At 65.6% G+C, this 17,691-nt stretch carries 20 protein-coding genes, 1 tRNA gene and 1 pseudogene; 7 read left to right on the top strand and 15 right to left on the bottom strand.

The window, feature by feature from the left end; genetic code table 11:
* Window positions 1-71 precede the first annotated feature (71 nt).
* Window positions 72-2,192, bottom strand: coding sequence for a glycogen debranching protein (locus ACXMDY_RS09990; protein WP_259701979.1), 2,121 nt, complete (start codon window positions 2,190-2,192; stop codon window positions 72-74).
* Between the two features lie 287 nt (window positions 2,193-2,479).
* On the opposite strand from ACXMDY_RS09990, the gene ACXMDY_RS09985 reads away from it, so the two are divergent.
* From ACXMDY_RS09985 to ACXMDY_RS09965, 5 genes are all read left to right on the top strand, one after another.
* Window positions 2,480-2,755, top strand: a complete 276-nt coding sequence (locus tag ACXMDY_RS09985) for an HU family DNA-binding protein (RefSeq protein ID WP_255087774.1) — start codon at window positions 2,480-2,482, stop codon at window positions 2,753-2,755.
* Window positions 2,755-3,753 carry a tRNA glutamyl-Q(34) synthetase GluQRS gene (gene gluQRS, locus ACXMDY_RS09980; RefSeq protein WP_399244080.1) on the top strand — a complete coding sequence of 333 codons (999 nt, stop codon included), beginning with the start codon at window positions 2,755-2,757 and terminating at the stop codon, window positions 3,751-3,753. Before ACXMDY_RS09985 ends, gluQRS begins: the two co-directional genes overlap by 1 nt.
* A gap of 66 nt (window positions 3,754-3,819) precedes the next feature.
* Window positions 3,820-4,077, top strand: a complete 258-nt coding sequence (locus tag ACXMDY_RS09975) for a hypothetical protein (protein WP_259701980.1) — start codon at window positions 3,820-3,822, stop codon at window positions 4,075-4,077.
* Window positions 4,074-4,220 carry a hypothetical protein gene (locus tag ACXMDY_RS09970; protein ID WP_259701981.1) on the top strand — a complete coding sequence of 49 codons (147 nt, stop codon included), beginning with the start codon at window positions 4,074-4,076 and terminating at the stop codon, window positions 4,218-4,220. Before ACXMDY_RS09975 ends, ACXMDY_RS09970 begins: the two co-directional genes overlap by 4 nt.
* 324 nt (window positions 4,221-4,544) lie before the next feature.
* Window positions 4,545-5,705 carry a fatty acid desaturase family protein gene (locus ACXMDY_RS09965; protein WP_259701982.1) on the top strand — a complete coding sequence of 387 codons (1,161 nt, stop codon included), beginning with the start codon at window positions 4,545-4,547 and terminating at the stop codon, window positions 5,703-5,705.
* A gap of 572 nt (window positions 5,706-6,277) precedes the next feature.
* On the opposite strand, the gene ACXMDY_RS09960 is transcribed toward ACXMDY_RS09965, so the two are convergent.
* The 4 genes and pseudogenes from ACXMDY_RS09960 to ACXMDY_RS09945 form a co-directional block, all read right to left on the bottom strand.
* A complete protein-coding gene (locus tag ACXMDY_RS09960) occupies window positions 6,278-6,460 on the bottom strand; it encodes a hypothetical protein (RefSeq protein ID WP_259701983.1) in 183 nt (60 codons plus the stop codon).
* Window positions 6,457-7,698, bottom strand: a pseudogene (locus tag ACXMDY_RS09955) (transposase). The gene ACXMDY_RS09960 and the pseudogene ACXMDY_RS09955 overlap by 4 nt, the downstream one beginning before the upstream one ends.
* Window positions 7,699-7,844: 146 nt before the next feature.
* A complete protein-coding gene (locus tag ACXMDY_RS09950) occupies window positions 7,845-8,267 on the bottom strand; it encodes a cupin domain-containing protein (RefSeq protein ID WP_259701984.1) in 423 nt (140 codons plus the stop codon).
* Between the two features lie 149 nt (window positions 8,268-8,416).
* Window positions 8,417-8,490: transfer RNA gene (locus ACXMDY_RS09945), tRNA-Arg, on the bottom strand.
* 41 nt (window positions 8,491-8,531) lie between these two features.
* On the opposite strand from ACXMDY_RS09945, the gene ACXMDY_RS09940 reads away from it, so the two are divergent.
* Window positions 8,532-9,458 (top strand): transposase family protein, encoded by a 927-nt coding sequence (locus ACXMDY_RS09940; RefSeq protein ID WP_259701985.1) that lies wholly within the window; start codon window positions 8,532-8,534, stop codon window positions 9,456-9,458.
* Here ACXMDY_RS09940 and ACXMDY_RS09935 read toward each other — a convergent pair.
* The 6 genes from ACXMDY_RS09935 to rseP form a co-directional block, all read right to left on the bottom strand.
* Window positions 9,437-9,679 carry a hypothetical protein gene (locus ACXMDY_RS09935; protein WP_259702184.1) on the bottom strand — a complete coding sequence of 81 codons (243 nt, stop codon included), beginning with the start codon at window positions 9,677-9,679 and terminating at the stop codon, window positions 9,437-9,439. The two genes, ACXMDY_RS09940 and ACXMDY_RS09935, sit on opposite strands and share 22 nt — an antisense overlap.
* Window positions 9,680-9,737: 58 nt before the next feature.
* Window positions 9,738-10,616 carry a 16S rRNA (cytidine(1402)-2'-O)-methyltransferase gene (gene rsmI, locus ACXMDY_RS09930; RefSeq protein ID WP_259701986.1) on the bottom strand — a complete coding sequence of 293 codons (879 nt, stop codon included), beginning with the start codon at window positions 10,614-10,616 and terminating at the stop codon, window positions 9,738-9,740.
* Complete coding sequence (locus ACXMDY_RS09925) at window positions 10,588-12,708, bottom strand: polyribonucleotide nucleotidyltransferase (RefSeq protein WP_259701987.1); 2,121 nt, start codon at window positions 12,706-12,708, stop codon at window positions 10,588-10,590. The genes rsmI and ACXMDY_RS09925 overlap by 29 nt, the downstream gene beginning before the upstream one ends.
* Before the next feature lie 180 nt (window positions 12,709-12,888).
* On the bottom strand, window positions 12,889-13,191 hold the full coding sequence (gene rpsN, locus ACXMDY_RS09920) for a 30S ribosomal protein S14 (protein WP_071800145.1): 303 nt from the start codon (window positions 13,189-13,191) through the stop codon (window positions 12,889-12,891).
* 33 nt (window positions 13,192-13,224) lie between these two features.
* Window positions 13,225-13,917, bottom strand: a complete 693-nt coding sequence (gene nth / locus ACXMDY_RS09915; protein ID WP_259701988.1) for an endonuclease III — start codon at window positions 13,915-13,917, stop codon at window positions 13,225-13,227.
* A gap of 1 nt (window position 13,918) precedes the next feature.
* Window positions 13,919-15,010 carry an RIP metalloprotease RseP gene (gene rseP, locus ACXMDY_RS09910; protein ID WP_259701989.1) on the bottom strand — a complete coding sequence of 364 codons (1,092 nt, stop codon included), beginning with the start codon at window positions 15,008-15,010 and terminating at the stop codon, window positions 13,919-13,921.
* Between the two features lie 9 nt (window positions 15,011-15,019).
* Between rseP and ACXMDY_RS09905 the strand changes: the two genes are divergently transcribed.
* On the top strand, window positions 15,020-15,175 hold the full coding sequence (locus tag ACXMDY_RS09905; protein WP_457767599.1) for a hypothetical protein: 156 nt from the start codon (window positions 15,020-15,022) through the stop codon (window positions 15,173-15,175).
* A gap of 281 nt (window positions 15,176-15,456) precedes the next feature.
* Here ACXMDY_RS09905 and serS read toward each other — a convergent pair whose 3' ends face one another.
* The 4 genes from serS to ACXMDY_RS09885 form a co-directional block, all read right to left on the bottom strand.
* Window positions 15,457-16,749, bottom strand: a complete 1,293-nt coding sequence (serS, locus tag ACXMDY_RS09900; protein ID WP_259701990.1) for a serine--tRNA ligase — start codon at window positions 16,747-16,749, stop codon at window positions 15,457-15,459.
* A gap of 65 nt (window positions 16,750-16,814) precedes the next feature.
* Window positions 16,815-17,072: a NifU family protein gene (locus ACXMDY_RS09895; RefSeq protein ID WP_259701991.1), complete on the bottom strand. Its 258-nt coding sequence runs from the start codon at window positions 17,070-17,072 to the stop codon at window positions 16,815-16,817.
* Between the two features lie 150 nt (window positions 17,073-17,222).
* Window positions 17,223-17,393, bottom strand: a complete 171-nt coding sequence (locus ACXMDY_RS09890; protein WP_259701993.1) for a Txe/YoeB family addiction module toxin — start codon at window positions 17,391-17,393, stop codon at window positions 17,223-17,225.
* Window positions 17,384-17,632 (bottom strand): type II toxin-antitoxin system prevent-host-death family antitoxin, encoded by a 249-nt coding sequence (locus ACXMDY_RS09885; RefSeq protein WP_259701994.1) that lies wholly within the window; start codon window positions 17,630-17,632, stop codon window positions 17,384-17,386. Before ACXMDY_RS09885 ends, ACXMDY_RS09890 begins: the two co-directional genes overlap by 10 nt.
* Window positions 17,633-17,691 lie beyond the last annotated feature (59 nt).

Genomic DNA, 17,691 nt, shown 5'->3' with positions numbered 1-17,691 from the left:
CCTTTAATAGGGGCGGCAAGCAGGTGCTCCGCCACGGTCTCGGAGGTTGAGAAGCTTTTCGATAGGTGTCCTCAGCCTTCCAAGCTGATGATGCGGGTTCGATTCCCGCCACCCGCTTCGCTGAATTCCGAGCGCAACAGGCTTGGGGCCACCATCAGCACCAGGCTGCGGCTCTCCAGGGGCACCCCTTTCGGACTCCAGAACTCGGGGTGGCTGGGAATGTCCTCGCCGTTGGGCAGGGCGGTGTCGATCACCCGCATCCAGCCATTGGCGGGGGGGGGCAGGTCGAAGTGAATCGCCTTGCTGAAGGCGTTCAGGCCGCACCAGAGCAGGGCGCCGCGATCGGCGCTGTGCAGGCTCCAGGCCAGGGTGTGGGACCAGCTCCCCCAGTCCGGACGGTGCAACTCGACCCCGTGCCATTCCCGCCAGAGGTTGGCGGTGTCGCTGGGGCGGCCCGGTTTGCCCTCGGGGTGGGGCTGGGCGGGGTTGAGCAGGCTGGCGAGCTGACGACGCAGCAGCACCAGCCGTTTCAGGAACTGCAGCAGGCCCAGATCCTCTGAATCGGGCCGCCAGTGCATCCAGCCGAGCGGATTGTTCTGGCACCACGTGTTGTTGTTGCCGCCCTGGCTGCGGCGCACCTCGTCGCCCATCAGCAGCATCGGCACTCCCGGTGCCAGCAGCAGGGTGGCCAGCAGGTTGCGCTGCTGGCGATTGCGCAGGGCGGTGATGGCGTGGTCGCTGCTGGGTCCCTCGACGCCGTGGTTCCAGCTGTTGTTGTGGTTGTCGCCGTCGCGGTTGGCTTCGCCGTTGGCCAGGTTGTGCTTGCCGTTGTAGCTGACCAGATCGGCCAGGGTGAAACCGTCGTGGGCGGTGATGAAGGTGATGCTGCGGCCGACCGCCGGCGGCCGGCCGCCGTAGAGATCAGGGCTGCCCGCCAGGCGCTCCGCCATCAACCAGCTGCAGTCGTCGTCGCCTTTCCAGAAGCGGCGCAGATCGTCGCGGAAGCGACCGTTCCAGGTGCCGATCCGCCGGGCCGGGAAGTCGCTGAGCCGGTAGAGACCGCCGCAGTCCCAGGGTTCGCTCACCAGCTTGAGATCGCTCAGTTCCGGATCGGCCTCGATCTCCTCGAACAGGGGCGGTTGATCCAGGGGAGCCAGCGCCTCCCCCCGGGAGAGGGCGATGCCCAGGTCGAAGCGGAAACCGTCGATGCCGAGCTCGAGGGCCCAGCAGCGGAGGGACTCCAGCATCAGACGCCTCACCAGGGGGCGGTTGGCCGCGATCGTGTTGCCGCAGCCGGTCACGTCGAGGTAATCGCCTTCCGGGGTCTGGTGGTAGTAGAGGGAATCTCCGAAGCCACGCCAGCTGAGGGTGGGGCCTTCCTGGTTGCCTTCGCTGGTGTGGTTGAAGACCACATCGAGCAGCACCTCCAGGCCGGCCTGATGGCAGGCGGTGACCAGGGCGCGCACCTGCTGCCTTGCCTCCAGCGGGTCGTGGCCGACCAGGTAGCCCTGATGGGGGGCCATCCAGCTCAGGGGGCTGTAACCCCAGTAGTTCTGGCGGCCGGTGGGGGCATCCTGGGGGTCGAAAGCCATCACCGGCAGCAGCTCCAGGGTTGTGACCCCGAGGCTTCTGAGATAGGGAATGGTGTCGATCAGCCCCAGCAGGGTGCCCTGGCGCTCCGGCGGGGTCGGACTGCCCTCACCCTGACTGAAGCCGGCCACATGGAGTTCGTAGATCACGCTCCGCTGCCAGCGGTGGCGCGGCCGCGGGGCGGCGTCGAAGTCGAAGCGATCCCGCTCTGTCACCACCCCCTTCAGGCAGGAGGCGGTGTTGGGTCCGGTGCCGGTGGCCTCCTGGCGCTGATACACCTCCCAGCCGGTGATCGCCCGCGCACAGGGATCAAGCAGCACCTTGGCCGGATTGAAGCCATGCCATCCCGGCTGGCGTGGCCCATAGACCCGGTAGCCGTAACAGCAGCCGATGCCGATGCCGGTCACTTCGCCATGCCAGTGGTCGCCGGACCGGTGGGCGGCATCGAGATTCAGCACCCGATAGGGCTCCGCGTCCGCCCCATCGCGGAACAGCAGCAGTTCCACCCGTGAGGCCAGGGGGGCCACCACCGAGAAGTTCACCCCCCGGGCCGTGAGACTCGCCCCCAGGGGCCAGGGATGTCCGAGCTGGATCGGGTTCAAGGGCACGGCCGGAGTGCGCCAACCAGAGTGCGCCATCAAGTTAGGAGGGGTGGGCCCATCGGCCGCGTGGCAGTCTCGATGCGAGTGGGCCGATGGGGCCTGGGCGTCGCCTGGGGAGGCCTGATTTGCCTTTTTTTTGGCTGAATCCGGGCAAAACCGTTGCCGAGCGGGCGATTTCAGTTGCCCGATCAGCTCTTCCCCCATACGATTAGCGCGCTCCACCGCCTGGCGGGAGGGACGTTCCGCTCCGCCCAGCTCCCGCTCTTTCTGAAGGTTTCCCGTTTCCGATGAACAAAGCTGATCTCGTCAATCTCGTTTCGGCCCGCACCGAACTCACCAAGACCGATGTCTCCCAGGTGGTCGATGCCGCCATCGCCACGATCATCGACTCGGTCGTGGAGGGCAAGAAGGTCTCGATTCTTGGCTTCGGATCCTTCGAAGCGCGGGAGCGCTCGGCCCGTCAGGGACTGAACCCCAAGACCGGTGAAAAGATCGCCATCCCTGCCAAGCGCGTGCCGGCCTTCACCGCAGGCAAGCAGTTCAAGGACCAGGTTCAGGGCTGATCCCGGCGGCGGCCAACCTCTCCGGCACCCTGCTTCAGGCTCTGGAGCAGGGTGAGCGGCTGCGCCGTAGCAAGCGTCGCGGCCGATTCGCCCCATCCCCCTCCGGGCTGCTGCATGCGGGAAATCTGCGCACCGCCCTGCTGAGCTGGCTGCAGGCCAGGCTCAGCCAGGGCGAGTGGCTGCTCCGCTTCGACGATCTCGACACACCCCGCAACCGCAGCGGCGCCGAAGAGGCGATCCAGGCGGATCTGAGCTGGCTCGGTCTCGGCTGGGACGGCCCACCGATCCGTCAGAGCGAGCGCCAGGGCCTGTACCTCGAGGCGCTGGAATTGCTGCGCCAGCAGGGCCGGCTCTACCCCTGCCATTGCAGCCGCCGTGTGCTGGGGGATGTGTCAGCCCCCCACGGCGCCTGGCCCATCTATCCAGGCACCTGCCGCCAGCTGCCCCCCGACTGGGCACCCCGCCGCAGCCGCCATCCCAGCTGGCGGCTGCGGCTGAGCCAGGGTGATCTGCGCTGGCCGGAGCGGCTGGCGGCGGAGGGCGTTCTCGACGCGGCCACGGCTGTGGGCGATGTGGTGCTGAGGCGCGCCGATGGTTTTGTGGCGTACCACCTGGCCACGGCGGTGGATGAACTGACGCTGGGAATCAGCACCGTGCTGCGTGGTGCCGATCTCTGGCACTCCAGCGCCCCCCAGGTGGCCGTGATGGCTGGCCTCGGCCCCTTCCCTCCACCCGATTACTGGCATGTGCCGCTCTGGCGGCAGGAGGGGGGGCGGCGGCTCTCCAAGCGCGACGGCTCCGAGGGGCTGCAGGCTCTGCGGGACCAGGGGCTGGACGCGGCGGCGGTGATCGGGCGACTGGCGTCCAGCCTCGAACTGGTGCCGGCCGGCAGCCGCCTCAGCGCCCAGGAACTGCGGCAACAGCTCTCCGAGGCGGCGTTGCGGCAGGCGCTGAGCAGCGGGCAACGGCCGGAATCGCCGTCGGCCGGGAACTCTTAAGAAAGGTTCCCGAATGGAGGCCCCCATGAAGCGGCACACTGAAAACACGCAAACGGTGTTCAATTCATGACGAACGCATCGCCCCCCGGGGCGGCTTCGACGGCAGCGCTCAAGATCAGCTGCCCCTCCTGCGGTGGCAGCGGTGTTCTGCGGATGAGCGATCAGCGCTTCCGCACCTGTCTGGATTGCCTCGGGCAGGGTCACCTGCCGGTTTTCGAGCCCCAGCCGAGCCTGCAGGCCCTGATCCAGCGGCAGGAGGATCAGGCCATTCAACCCAGTGCCGACGGCCTCAGCCCTGAGGCCGTCTCTTCCGGCTCCAGATGAAGAACACCGCTGTGGCCACCACCACGGCGAGTGGCGCTGCGGTGAGCAGCAGCAGGATCACGGCTGTCCAGTCGGTGTACATCGCAGCAAATCAGGTGCCCACCCATCATCCCGTTCTGAGTGGCCTGGACCTCCGTTGCTAAGATCCTTTTCGATGGATAAAGAGAGGGAGCTTGGGTTCTGCGAGATGATCGATGTGCATCTATTGGGAACCTTGAAGTACTTTGATCTGGGCAACGGCTCGGCCGTGTTGGCGACGGAGGCGGTTCTCCACCAAGGCCCTAAACAACCCCGGGCCAGCCGCTCATACACATTGATCCGCCCTGCTGGAGCGTCTTTGTGTTGGGAACAGCGCTCATGATGCCCGGAGCCCAATTGCACTAGGGCAACTGCCATGATATTCATTACCCCTTCGACCCTGTGCAGGCGCGTTGGACTCTGCCCTTGCGGGCCCGTTCCGAGTCTCCTTGTCTGATATCACTAGTCCCTCAGCGCCCGCCGAAGCTTCTGGCTATGTCTTTGCTGGCTCAGCGTTTGAGCCCAAGGCTGTCGCCCGTCGTCTGCGTCCCTTGCTTCCTGTTGAGGCGTTTGCGACCAACCCGGCCCGGCTGGGCCTGATTCCGATCAACCTGGCGATCCTGGTGCTCGGATGGCAACTCGCTTCCCATCTGGACCGTCTTCCCCTGGCCGCGCTGCTGCTATGGCTACCCCTTGCGGTGGTGATGGGTAACAGCGTTTTCGTCCTTGGGCTGTTGGCCCATGACCTGATGCACGGCAGTTTGCCTCGGCAGCGGTCGCTGCGGCGGCTGGTCGGGCTGGTGGCATTCAGCGTGTCGTGGATGACCCCAACCCTCTGGCAGGCGGTGCATAACCGCGAACATCATGGCCACACCAATGGCCTAGTTGATCCTGATCGGAGCTATCTCGAGAGTCAACCCAGCAGCTGGGGCAAACGCCTGTTCCGCTGGATCGCACCCTCCAGCGAAGTGCATCCGTTGATCCTGGCCCTCGGCATGACCAGTGCCTGGCCTTTGCACCACTTCCGCACCACCTGTTCGGTGCTCCTCTTCAACACTGCTAATACCCGTTTCACTCCGGCCGCCTTTCTGGTGAGCAAGGTTGAGCGCCAGGCCATCGCCCTTGAGCTGTTGGTTGTGGTTGCCCTCCATGCTGGGGTGATCAGCTGGATCGGTCTTCGGCCGGTTCCACTACTGCTGGGATACTTCTTGCCCCTGTGGATAGGCTATGCGATTGCGATGATTTATATCTATACTAATCACATGCTTTCACCTCTGACTGAGGATAATGATCCCTTGGTGAGTTCACTCTCCCTTCGGATGCCTGCCTGGGTCGATCTGCTTCACTGCAACTTTTCCCACCATTCAGAGCATCATGTCTTTCCAGGTTTTAACAGCAACTACTATCCTCTCGTGCGCGAATTGCTGTTGCTTCACTATCCCGATCGCTTCCAACTGATGGGTCCGGGTCAGGCTTGGCGGCTGATGCTCTCCACTCCCCGTTTTTACCGCGATGCCTTGACTCTAGTGAACTGGGATGGAACGGTGACGATGCCGGTTCCGTGTTCGTCTAGTGGGCCAAAGAATTCAAAAGCAGAAGCTGTTTTTTAGTGTGCCGTTCCGCAGATTTGTGAACTAAGTTTCTGGAACATCTCCAAGATTGAGCCTTAAGTAGCCACATCAGTGGCGTAAATTAGGATTGTGGTGACGTAGTAAATTTCGTCGTGCGTGACTCTTTCACGAAGTTCAAGTCTATGGGTTGCAGGGGATGGGTGCGGTTAAGACCCTGAATCGTTCGTTGACGCAGAGCATCACAGCCTTTTCGGGCGGATTGAGATAGAAATTTACGATCCATCTAAACTTCAGGGCAAAGAACGGATCCGTTCTTTGCTTGAACGACTTCTGGCGGTGAGGCTACACGGAAGAGGTTTGCTACCAGCGGTGCACGGAAGTTTTTGATATTCCGTTGGCCGCCGCCAATGAGCGTGTGCTCCAAGTGGGTGCTGCCATCACTCGGCTGTCTCTGCAGAGCTGGTTGATCAACACCGCGATCTTGTCATCCTCGACCTGAGAAAGAGAGTCGCTTCTGATTAGGTCAACTCAGGCTAACCATGAATAGGTGGAAGGACAGCACGGTCCATTCTCTGTGTTCGGGGCCGGGGATCTCAATGGGTCACTAACCCCTAAGAGTTTGCAGAAAAACCCTCTTGGAGGGCGAGTTTCCCTGGCGGCGAGCTGATTTCCTGCTGAAAGCGGCTGATCGCGCTGCCATTTCGGCCCGAAGACGGCTTGATCTGGCCAGTTTTGTTCAGTTCTGAGCCCTTTTGGGGCCCATTGATCACACCCTTGGGCAACTGGCTGTTCATGCCGCCTCCATGACGGGCTTGAGGATGTTGCCCTGCCGGACCAAGTTGTAGGCGATCACCTGCAGTCCGTAGCCTAAAGCTCCTCTGTGGGATTATACGGCGCTGACGTTGTCCCGCCCCCGCAGCTTGAACTGGCGCTGGCCGCCGAACTGTTTGATCCAGCCAAACACCTTCTCGATGCCGCGGCGGGCATTGATCGATTTGGCGTAGCCCTCATGCCGGGTGGTGCGGCCATCGCATCGATCGCTGAGCCACCGCTGCGTGCGGTGTTCTGCGGCACGTTCGGAGTCACGCCCAGCCGTCGCATCTCGGCCACGACCCCCTTCGTGTCGTAGTTCGTGTCGGCACCGATCGTCTTCTGGCGGGCACCAGGGCAATCTGCAGCCATCTCTTGGGCCGCATCCCGCTCGCCGTAGCCAACCGCTCCGCGGAAGCCTGCGGCTACGGCCAGCGTCACCTGGCAATCCACCGCCAGGTCGTGGCGGTTCTCCATAAGCACGTGACCGCGGTAGCTCAGCTGCGCTGGATGAGCGTTCGATTTCCGGGCCAGCAGGGCCTCTGGATCGGTGCTGGAGTGATGGGTCTCGTTGCTGAGCTTGATGCCGCGAAAGTCCTCTTTTGCCCGCTTCTTAGCTTTCTTGGGCGCACCGAATCCCTCGCCAGAACCTGAGGGCGGAGGCGGAGGATCCTCCTGCCCATCGATCCGCTCCTGGAAAGCGTGTGACGCCCAGGCCTGCAACAGCGTGTCGACCACGTAGAAGTGTTCGCTAGCGAGCAGTGGTTTGACTTCGGGAGCATCTTTCAGCTTCTCGAGGAACTTGCCAATGAAGTCCTCGTTGAGGAGGCGCTCGCGGTTTTTGGTGTAGACGCAGTCTGCCGGAGGCCATACCTGTTCAGATACCAGATCGGATCGTTAGGGCTCAGGCCGACGTGACCGCAGGCCCGGTGAACCCGTAGCAGCGGAACAGCAGGTTGTAGTGGAGCTGATCCTGCAGCAGCCTCTCCGAGCGGATGCCGTAGAAGGCCTGCAGCAGCGAGGCCAGCAGCACAGTTGCTCCGGTGGAACCGATGGGCGGCCTTCCAAGGCATACAGAGCGCAGAAGGTGGGGATCAGCCGATCGAGGGACTGATTGATCCGCCAGCTTTCGAATCCGCCTGAGCGGATGGTTGGCCGGGATCAGAGCCTCGATCGAGACGTAGGAGAACAGTGAACCGCTGCGCTCCTGCTGATCTCGCATTGACAACTGAGTGGTTGCCCAGTTTTCGCAGATCCCGCCGGGTTTTTCAGCGAACTCCTAAGCGTCGATGAGCCAAGGCTATGACCTGCAAGACAGGCTGTTGCTTGATCAAACCCATGGCGTTATACGACCAATCTGGAGGCTGCTTAGGCAGGCCCACCGGTGAGTGCCTCCCACTGGGGGCGCAGGGCCGCCGGAACCGGCCGGGATCTGAAGTCGCGCGGATCGCTGGGGCCATGCCGGATCACGGCATTGACAACCATGGCCGAGCGTCGTCCGTTGTTGATCGCCCCATGGGGAACTCCCGGGGGGATGCGCACCAGCACAGGTTCGTCCTCCCTCAGGGTGATCCGCTCGAGCCGGGCGTTCTGCAGCACCACCAGATCGAGCGAACCCCTCAACAGGATCAGCTGGTCGGTCTGGTGGCGATGGCAGAACAGCTCCCAGGGCTGCTGGGGGGCCAGCTCGGCGATCAGGGTTTCGTGGCTGGACTGGGCCTGGCAGAAGGTGGTGCGGCCGGCGCTGACGCGCTCAAGCTGAACAATCTCCACCTGACGGGACTGGGCCATGGGAACGGCAGATCAAGCAATTCATCAAGACTGGTGACAGAAGCCGTCAATCAACGAATTGTTTGCTACTGAACTGTTCTGGCGTCAGGGTTCCCTGGCCAGGCTTTTGGCTGATCGCCAGGCTGCCCGGGGTGGAGAGGATCGGGAAACGGGCCGTGCTGGATTCGAACCAGCGACCGTGCGATTAGAAGTCGCATGCTCTATCCGGCTGAGCTAACGGCCCACTGGCGCAGCCTAAGGTGAGCGGCTGCGCAACCTTGTTCCATGGCGGCCATCCGGCTCAGCGACGAGCAGAAACACCAGCTGGTGGAACGCTACCGCCAGGGTGAGTCGACCCAGGCACTGGCGAGTGGCTTTGGCTGCAGCCCCAACACCGTGATCCGTCTGGTCAAGGGGGTGCTTGGAGAGGAGCTCTACGAGCGGCTCAAGCGGCAGAGGGCCTCCCGGGGGGCGGCACTCCCGCCCGCTGCTGAGCAGGCCGTGCTCCCGCTCACCCCCCACGCCTTGCCGGATCCCGAGCCAGCGGATCCCGTGACAGTTGAGCGGCAGGGGATCGATATCCCCGGCACCCTCCCCGGCCCCCTCAGCGCAGAGCATTTCAGCTCAGCCCATTTCAGCGCGGCCACGCTCCGCGTGGCCAGCGAAAGTGATGCGAACGATCGTGATACCAACGAACGTGGCGACAGCGAAAGTGACGACAGCGAAAACGACGACACCCCCGGGCTGCTGGCGATCGACGACGCCGACGATTTCGTTGACGACGATGCTGATGAGGGCCTTGAGGAGGACACGGACACCAGCCTTGAAGACCGTGATCGGGAAGCGAACATCTTCGTGACCGTGGCGGTGGGAGCGGCTCTGGAGGATCGTCCGGCCACCACCTGCCAGCCCCTGGAGGTTGCTCTGCTGCCTGCCTGCCTTTACATGCTGGTGGACAAGACGGTGGAACTGCAGGCCCGCCCCCTCAGCGATTTCCCGGAGCTGGGGCGGCTGCCCGATGGGGAGCAGCAACGTCAGGCCCTGGTGGTGTTTGCCAATCCCCGCCAGGCCAAACGGCACTGCGGCCGCACCCAGCGCGTCATCAAGCTGCCCGACAGCCAGGTGATTCATCGCACCGCTTCCTATCTGCTGGGCCAGGGCATCACCCGGCTGGTGCTGGAAGGGGCGCTTTACTCCCTGCCGGGATCCTGATCGGAGCCGGGCATCAGCAGGGCGGCGGTGCTGCCGCCGCTGATCACGCCCACCACCAGGGCAAGGCCCACCAGGAAGCCGGTGGGAAGGGGCACGCTGCGGGCGAAGCCCAGCCGGAGGCTGGCCCTGTCGCTGAGGTTCTGGGCGCCGAGGCAAAGGATCAACAGCAAGACCAGGCCACCGCCGAGGCTGGTGATCAGCAGACGCAGACGCAGCAGCACGGACCCGCACATCGCATTGAGCAGAGTCTGACCGGTGGCGTGACGATGGGCCTGCCGCTCAGGGGCTTTCGGGCTCATCGGCCTGGTGCAGCAGGGCGTAGAGGTCGCGGCGCGACAGTCCGGTTTCCTCGGCCAGTTGCCGGGCCGCATCACGGCTGCTGAGGCCCGCCGCCACCCGTTCAGTCAGCTTCGCCTTGAGGGTGGCATCGCTCCAGCAGGGCAGCTCGGGCGCGGGAGCACCGCCCAGCACCAGGGTGCATTCGCCGCGGGGCGGCACCTGGCGGAAGTGGGCCAGGGCAGCGCTGACGCTGGGTCCGATCTGCTGCTCATGGCGTTTGGTGAGCTCCCGGGCCACCTGGAGCGGGCGATCGCCGAGCAGCTGGAGGATGTCTTCGAGCAGCTCCACCAGCCGGTGCGGCGCTTCGAACAGCACCAGGGTGCGCGGCTCGGCGGCCAGCTGCTGCAACGCGGCGCGCCGCTGAGTTGCCCTGGCGGGCAGGAAGCCCTCGAAGCAGAAGCGGCCGCTGGGCAGGCCGCTGCTCACCAGGGCGGTGGTGACGGCACAGGGGCCGGGAATGCAGACCACCGGCAGGCCGGCCGACCGGGCGGCGGCCACCAGCAGCTCGCCGGGATCGGAGATGCCCGGCAGGCCCGCGTCGCTGATCACCGCCAGGCTTTCGCCGGCCACCAGCGCCGCCAGCAGTTCGGGCACCCGGGCCTGCTGGTTGTGCTGGTGGAAGCTGACCAGCCGGCCCCGCAGCTCGAACCCTGCCAGCAGCTGGCCACTGTGACGGGTGTCCTCACAGGCGATCCGGTCGACGCCGCTGAGCACCGAGCGGGCGCGAGGGGAGAGATCGGCCCGGTTGCCGATCGGGGTGCCCACCAGATAGAGCACCCCGGCGGCGGGCTCAGACGGCAGCGGGTTCCTGGGAGACACCGCGCAGGGTGAGGTTGATGCGGCCGCGATTATCGATCTCGCGGACCCGCACCGTAACGGGATCCCCCACCTTGACCACGTCTTCGACCTTCTCGACCCGGGCTTCGGAGAGCTGGGAGATGTGGATCATCCCCTCCTTGCCGGGCAGGATCTCGACGAAGGCACCGATCGGGATCACCCGGGTGACGGTTCCGCTGAACTGCTCCCCTTCGCTGATGCGACGGGTGAGGCCCTCGATGATCCGCTGGGCTTCATCGGCGGCGGCGCCGTCGTGGCTGGCGATCGTGACGATGCCGCCGTCTTCGATGTCGATCTTGGTGTTGGTGCGCTCGGTGATGCCCTTGATCGTGCGGCCGCCGGGGCCGATCACGGTGCCGATCAGTTCCGGGTCGATCCGGAAGCTGAGCAGGCGGGGGGCATGGGGGGAGAGGGTGTCACGGGGCTTCTCGATCGCTTCGAGCATCTTCTCGAGGATGTGCAGCCGGGCCGGCCGCGCCTGGTTGACGGCCTCGGCGATGGTGCTCACCGCCAGTCCGGCGATCTTCATGTCCATCTGCAGGGCGGTGATGCCCTTCTCGGTGCCGGCCACCTTGAAGTCCATGTCACCGAGGAAATCCTCGATGCCCTGGATGTCGGTGAGGATGCGCACCTCATCGCCCTCCTTGATCAGGCCCATGGCGGCGCCACTCACCGGCGCCTTGAGCGGCACGCCGGCATCCATCAGCGCCAGGGTGCTGCCGCAGACCGAGCCCATCGAGGTGGAGCCGTTCGAGCTGAGGCACTCCGAAACCACCCGCATCACGTAGGGGAAGCCTTCCTTGGCGGGAAGCACCGGGATCAGGGCCCGTTCGGCCAGGGCGCCGTGGCCGACTTCGCGGCGGCCCGGGGAACGCATCGGACGGGTTTCGCCGACGGAATAGGGAGGGAAGTTGTAGTGGTGGAGGTAGGTTTTCTCGCTCAACGGGTTGAGGTCGTCCATCTCCTGGGCGTCGCTGGGGGTGCCGAGGGTGGCGCAGGACAGCACCTGGGTGAGGCCCCGCTGGAAGAGGCCGGAGCCATGGACCCGCTTGGGCAGTACGCCGACGGCGGCGGTGATCGGCCGCACCTCATCGAGGTTGCGGCCATCGACCCGCTTGCCCTCGGTGAGGATCTGGGCCCGCATCAGCTTCTTGGTGAGGGCCTTGTAGCTGTTGCCAAGCGCCTTGCCGGTGCTGGCCAGACGGATCGGATCGGCTTCGGTGAGGCTGGCGATCTTGGTGGCCACCTCGGCCTTGAGGGCATCGAGCTTTTCGTCGCGCTCGCCTTTGGTCTGGGTGAACTGCTTCAGCACCTCGCCGATGCCGCTGGAGCATTCCTGGGCGAGGAAGTCGGCGAGGGTCGGGTCTTCGCTGGGGGCTTCGGGGATCACCTGCTCGATGCCGAGCTCGGCGAGCAGCTGTTGCTGGGCCTTGATCAGCTCGCCGACGGCTTCGTAGCCGAAGTCGATCGCCTCGATCACGTCCTGTTCGGGCAGCTGGTTGGCGCCCGCTTCCACCATCACCACGCCGGCCGGGGTACCGGCCACCACCAGATCAAGCTCACTGCGCTCGATCTCCCGGTAGCTCGGATTGAGCACGAAGTCGTCGCCGAGCAGGCCCACCCTCACGGCCGCCATCGGGCCATAGAAGGGAAGCCTGGCCAGCAGGGCGGCAATCGAGGCCCCGGTGACCGCCAGCACGTCGGGCGGCACCCGCTCATCGAGCGAGAGGGTGGTGGCGACCACCTGGAGGTCGTCGCGAAGCCAGGCGGGGAAGAGGGGCCGCATCGGCCGATCGATCAGCCTGGTGGTGAGGATGGCCCGCTCGGGAGGGCGCCCTTCCCGGCGGAAGAAGCTGCCCGGAATGCGGCCGGCGGCGTAGAGACGTTCTTCGTAATCGCAGGTGAGCGGAAGGAAATCGATTCCTTCGCGGCCCTTGGCGCGGGTGGCCGTGACCAGCACGGAGGTTTCACCGCATTCCACCAACACCGCACCGCCCGCCTGGGGGGCGAACAACCCTGTGGTCAGCCGGATCTCCCGACCATCGAAGGAGACCGACTGAGTTTTTCCTGGCACTTCTGCTTATGTCCGTTTTGTTGTCGGTATCCATTCTCGCACTTTGGCTTGCGCGACCGCCGCCAGCCCTGTGCTCTGCAGCCAGGCCAGGCGGTTCGGCAAAAAAAAGGGTGGCCATGGCCACCCGGGTGCGAAAGCTGGGAACGGAGTGCCAAGGGCAGCACCGGCCGGCCTGAATCTCTACCAGCTCGACTTGGTGACGCCTGGCAACAGACCCTTGTGGGCCATCTCGCGCAGCTGGTTGCGGCAGAGGCCGAAATCCCGGTAGTAGCCGCGGGGCTTGCCGGTGGCCCAGCAGCGGTTGCGCACGCGGTTGGCGGCGCTGTTGCGGGGCAGGCCCTGAATCTTGCGGTGCACCTCAAGGCGCTCCATCGGACCGGGAGCGGCCTCGAAGGCGGCCATCAAAGCAGCGCGCTTGACGGCAAAGCGAGCCACGATTTTTTTGCGCTTGACGTCGCGCGCGATCATCGACTTCTTCGCCATGCGGCTGCTGTGTTGGTGCAGTGATCGTTCACCTTACCGTCCGGCCGGGCCATGGTCCGGGTGGCTGGGGCACAGATCGGCGAGGGGGCAGCCGCTGCAGGCGGGTTTGCGGGCGTTGCAGACGGCCCGGCCGTGGAAGATGATCCGGATCGAGAAGTTTTCCCATTCCGGCTGTGGCAGCAGTTTCATCAGCTCCGGTTCGATCCGGCCGGGTTCGCGCTGCTTGCTGAGCCCGAGCCGGTTGCTCAGCCGTCGCACATGGGTGTCGACGGTGACCCCGGCGTTGATGCCGAAGGCATGGGCCAGGACCACATTGGCTGTTTTTCTGGCCACGCCGGGCAACTCCAGCAACTCCGCCATCGAGCTGGGAACGGCGCCGCCATGGCGTTCGAGCAACAGGCGCGAGCTGGCCACGATGTTTTTCGCCTTGTTGCGGAAGAAGCCGGTGGATTTCACGTAGGGCTCAACCGCGTCGCTGTCGACCGCGGCGGCGGCGGCGGCATCGGGGAAGCGCTCGAACAGGGCGGGCGTGACCCGGTTGACCCGTTCGTCGGTGCACTGGGCCGAGAGCATGGTGGCGACCAGCAGCTCCCAGGGATTGCGCCAGTCGAGCGAGCAGGTGGCGTCTGGGTAGAGCTGGCCGAGCCGCTCGAGGATCAGCGGGGCCCGTCGGCGCGCCGATGGAAAGCGGGGCCGGCGCGGCCGCGGTCCGGGAGCCGCCGCCATCTCAGCGGCCGAGCAGTTGCTGCACCACCGAGAGCTGGCTGGTGTCCTTGACGATCAGCACAGCACTGAGCCCGACCAGCAGCAGGAAGCCCGACTGCATGAAGACCAGCTGCAGCCGCTGGGGCAGGGGCCGGCCCCGCAGGCCTTCGATCAGCAGCAGCAGGAACTGGCCGCCATCGAGCAGGGGCAGCGGCAGGGCGTTGATCACGGCCAGGTTGATCGAGATCAGCGCCGTGAACAGATAGAGGCTGCCGCCACCGCTCCTGGCCAGGGAAGCCCCCATCTCGACGATCTTGACCGGCCCGGACATCTGCGGGGCCGTTTCGCTGAAGCGGGTGACCAGGGCAACGAAGCCATCCACGGTGCGGCGGGTGAGCTGCACGAAGACGCGGTTGGCTTCGCCGATCACCTCCAGGGGCCCCCGGGCGGGGCGGAAGGCTTCGTTGCCATTGGGTTGCAGCTGGGCACCGATCCGGCCGATGCCGTCGTTGTCGTCGGGGGTGAGGCGGAAGCTCAGCCGCTGCTCGCCACGGGCGGCTTCCAGGGCCAGGGCCCGGCTGGGGGCGGCCTTGATGTCGGCCACCAGATCAGCCACGGCTGCCTGGCCGCCGGCCAGCGGCACCCCGCCGAGGCTGAGGATCCGGTCGCCGGCGAGCAGGCCGGCCCGGGCAGCAGGCTGGCCGGGTTGCACCACCGCCACCACCACCCCGGGGCTGGCACTGAAGCCGGCCGGGATGCCCACCAGAGCACCCTGGGCCAGCAGCACCGCCCAGGCCAGCAGCAGGTTGGCGAGCACCCCGGCGGCGATCACGAGCGCCCGCTGGATCAGGGGACGGTTGCGCAGCAGATCGGGATCGTCGGCGGGGATGCCGCTGTCTTCGGCATCGTCATCGGGGAAGGCCACGAAGCCACCCAGGGGGATGGCCCGGAGGGCGAACTGAACGCCGCGCCGCTGGCGCTCGATCAGCACCGGGCCGAAGCCGATCGAAAAGCCGCTGACGCGGATGCCCTGCCAGGTGGCAGCGAAGAAGTGGCCGGCCTCATGCACCACGATCAGAGCGGCCAGGATCGCCAGTGCTGAGAGAACGCCCATTCAGCCTTGATGAAGACCTTCCCATTCTGGGGGTTGCGGCGCCGCAGTGCTCCCTTCGGCCGTTGCGCCGCGGCGCGGCGACACGGCCTGCGGGAGCGCTGCGGCGCCGCAACGTCGCGTTGGGGGCGGGATCCGCAGGTTGAGAGGCAGGTTGGGGTGTGTTGAGGGGGCGGTATCGCGAGGCTGGGGCAGGGGTGAGGGGGCTGGGGGAGCGGGGGTGTTTCCGGCGGCTCCGGGAGCGGGGGAATGCGTCTCCCGCGCCCGCCCAGGTAATCCTGCCGTCTCACCACTTCCACGCCCGTCGCCACCGCCGCTTGCTCTTCCCCTGCCACCGCTTCCTTTCCCCCAGCCGCCACCCCTTCCTTTGCCCACCCCCGCGGCCCGGAGCCCTGAGCCCGGAGGCGGCGTCGCGGCGCAGCCGCGCAGCCGCGCAGCCGCCGCTGGGCTCAGGGCTCCGGGCCGATCCGGTCGGTGCCGAAATAAGGCACCAGCACCGGTGGCAACACGACGCTGCCATCCTCTTGCTGGCCGGTTTCGAGCAGGGCGGCCATGGTGCGACCCACCGCCAGGCCGCTGCCGTTGAGGGTGTGGAGCAGGCGGGTCTTCTTGCCATCCTTGAAACGGATCGCCGAGCGGCGCGCCTGGAAATCGCCGCAGGTGCTGCAGCTGGAGATTTCGCGGTAGACGCCGGCGCCGGGCAGCCACACTTCCAGATCAAAGGTGCGGGCGGCGGAGAAGCCGAGGTCGCCGGTGCAGAGGTCGAGCACCCGGTAGGGGAGAGCGAGGGCCTGGAGCACGGCTTCGGCGTCGGCGGTGAGGCTGGCGTGGCCCGCTTCGGATTCGTCGGGGTGGCAGAACCAGTAGAGCTCGACCTTGTTGAACTGGTGGAGGCGGATCAGGCCGCGGGTATCGCGGCCGTAGGAGCCGGCCTCGCGGCGGAAGCAGGGGGTGTAGGCGGCGTACTTGAGCGGCAGCTGTTCGGCGGGGATCAGTTCATCGCGGTGCAGGGAGGTGATCGGCACCTCGGCGGTGGGGGTGAGCCAGAGGTCGTCGTCGGCGCAGCGGAAGCTTTCCTCGGCGAATTTGGGCAGCTGACCGGAGCCGGTGAGGCTGGCGGAGTTCACCAGGATCGGCGGCATCACTTCGCGGTAGCCGCGGCGGCCGTGCAGGTCGAGCATGAAGCTGATCAGGGCCCGCTCGAGCCGGGCCCCCTGGCCCAGCAGCGTCACGAAGCGGCTCTGAGCGATCCGCACGGATCGCTCCGTATCGATCAGGCCCAGCCGCTCGGCGATCTGCCAGTGCTCCTGCAGCGGTGCGGCACCGTTGGTGATCCGGCGGGGCTGGCCCCAGCTCCTCACCACAACGTTGTCCGCCTCGCTGCGGCCTTCCGGGCAAAGCGGCGAGGGCAGGTTGGGGAAGGAGAGCAGCTGGTCGTGCAGACGGGCTTCGAGGGATTTCTCCTCCTCTTCGAGCACGCCAACCTGCTGCTTGAGCCGGTTGCCCTGGTCGCGCAGCACTTGAACGGCGGGGCTGTGGGGCGGCTCGCCGGCGCGGATCAGTTCGCCCACCTGGCGGCCCACCCGGTTGCCCTCCGCCTGAAGCTCACTGCGCTGCTGCTGGAGATCGCGCTCCTGGCGCGCGATCATCTGCAGGGCGGTGAGATCGAGCTTCAGGCCACGGCGAGAGAGCTGGTCGACGATCCGCTCAGGGGTGTCGCGCACCAGGCGCTGATCCAGCACGGCCCAACCGGCAAGTGAGCGGCAGCCTAAGACTGAGTGTTGTCAGCTCTTCTGCGGGCCCAGGTTCAGAGCACCTGCACCACTTCACTCACCTCGGGGATCGATTCGCGCAGCTTGCGCTCGATGCCCATCTTCAGGGTCATGGTGCTGCTGGGGCAGGAGCCGCAGGCGCCCTGCAGCCGCACTTTCACGATCGGCCCGTCGATTTCGACGATCTCGACGTTGCCGCCATCGGCCATCAGGTAGGGGCGCAGCTCATCGAGCACCCGCTCGACGTTCTCGACGGTGAGGGCGCGGGGGTCATTGACGGTTTCGGTGCTCATGGGGTCTTGTGGAGATGATCTGACTTTAGAGAGGTGTCCTGGCAGGCGTCTGGTTTGAGTAGCGGTAGCGCAGCTGAGCGATCAGAAGATCCCGCGCTTCGATGCGGTAGACGATCCGGTGTTCGCCATTGATTCGCCATCGATTCGCCGCTACCACCAGCCCGCCAGGGCGTGCTTCAGCGGCTCGGGTTTGCCAATGCCGCTGAAGGGCTCACGGCGGATCGCTTCGATCAGATGGTTGATGCGTTGTTGCATCTTGCGGTCATGCTCCTGCCAGTGGAGATAGTCCTGCCAAGCCTTGGGAGCAACGATCAGTCGCACGGGAGGAGTTCGTGGACCTCGCCGGTGCCGGTGCCCAGGGCGGCAATGGATTCCAGCAGTTGCCGGCCATTGGCCGGGGAGCGCAGCAGGTGGGCGGTCTCTTCCATGGCTTTGCAATCATCGAGAGACAGCATCACCACGGCGGGCGCTCCACGACGCGTGATGATCAGCGGCTCATGGTCGTCGCAGACCTGTCGCATGGTCTGAGCCAGGTTTGCCCTGACGGCTGTGTAAGACATCGCATCCATGTCAAACCTGGGTTTCCTGTACGCCTTACTGTGCGTTGGACTGGGGATTT

The organism is Cyanobium sp. ULC082 (assembly GCF_977927535.1).
This window is presented reverse-complemented; position numbering and strand designations above follow the sequence as displayed.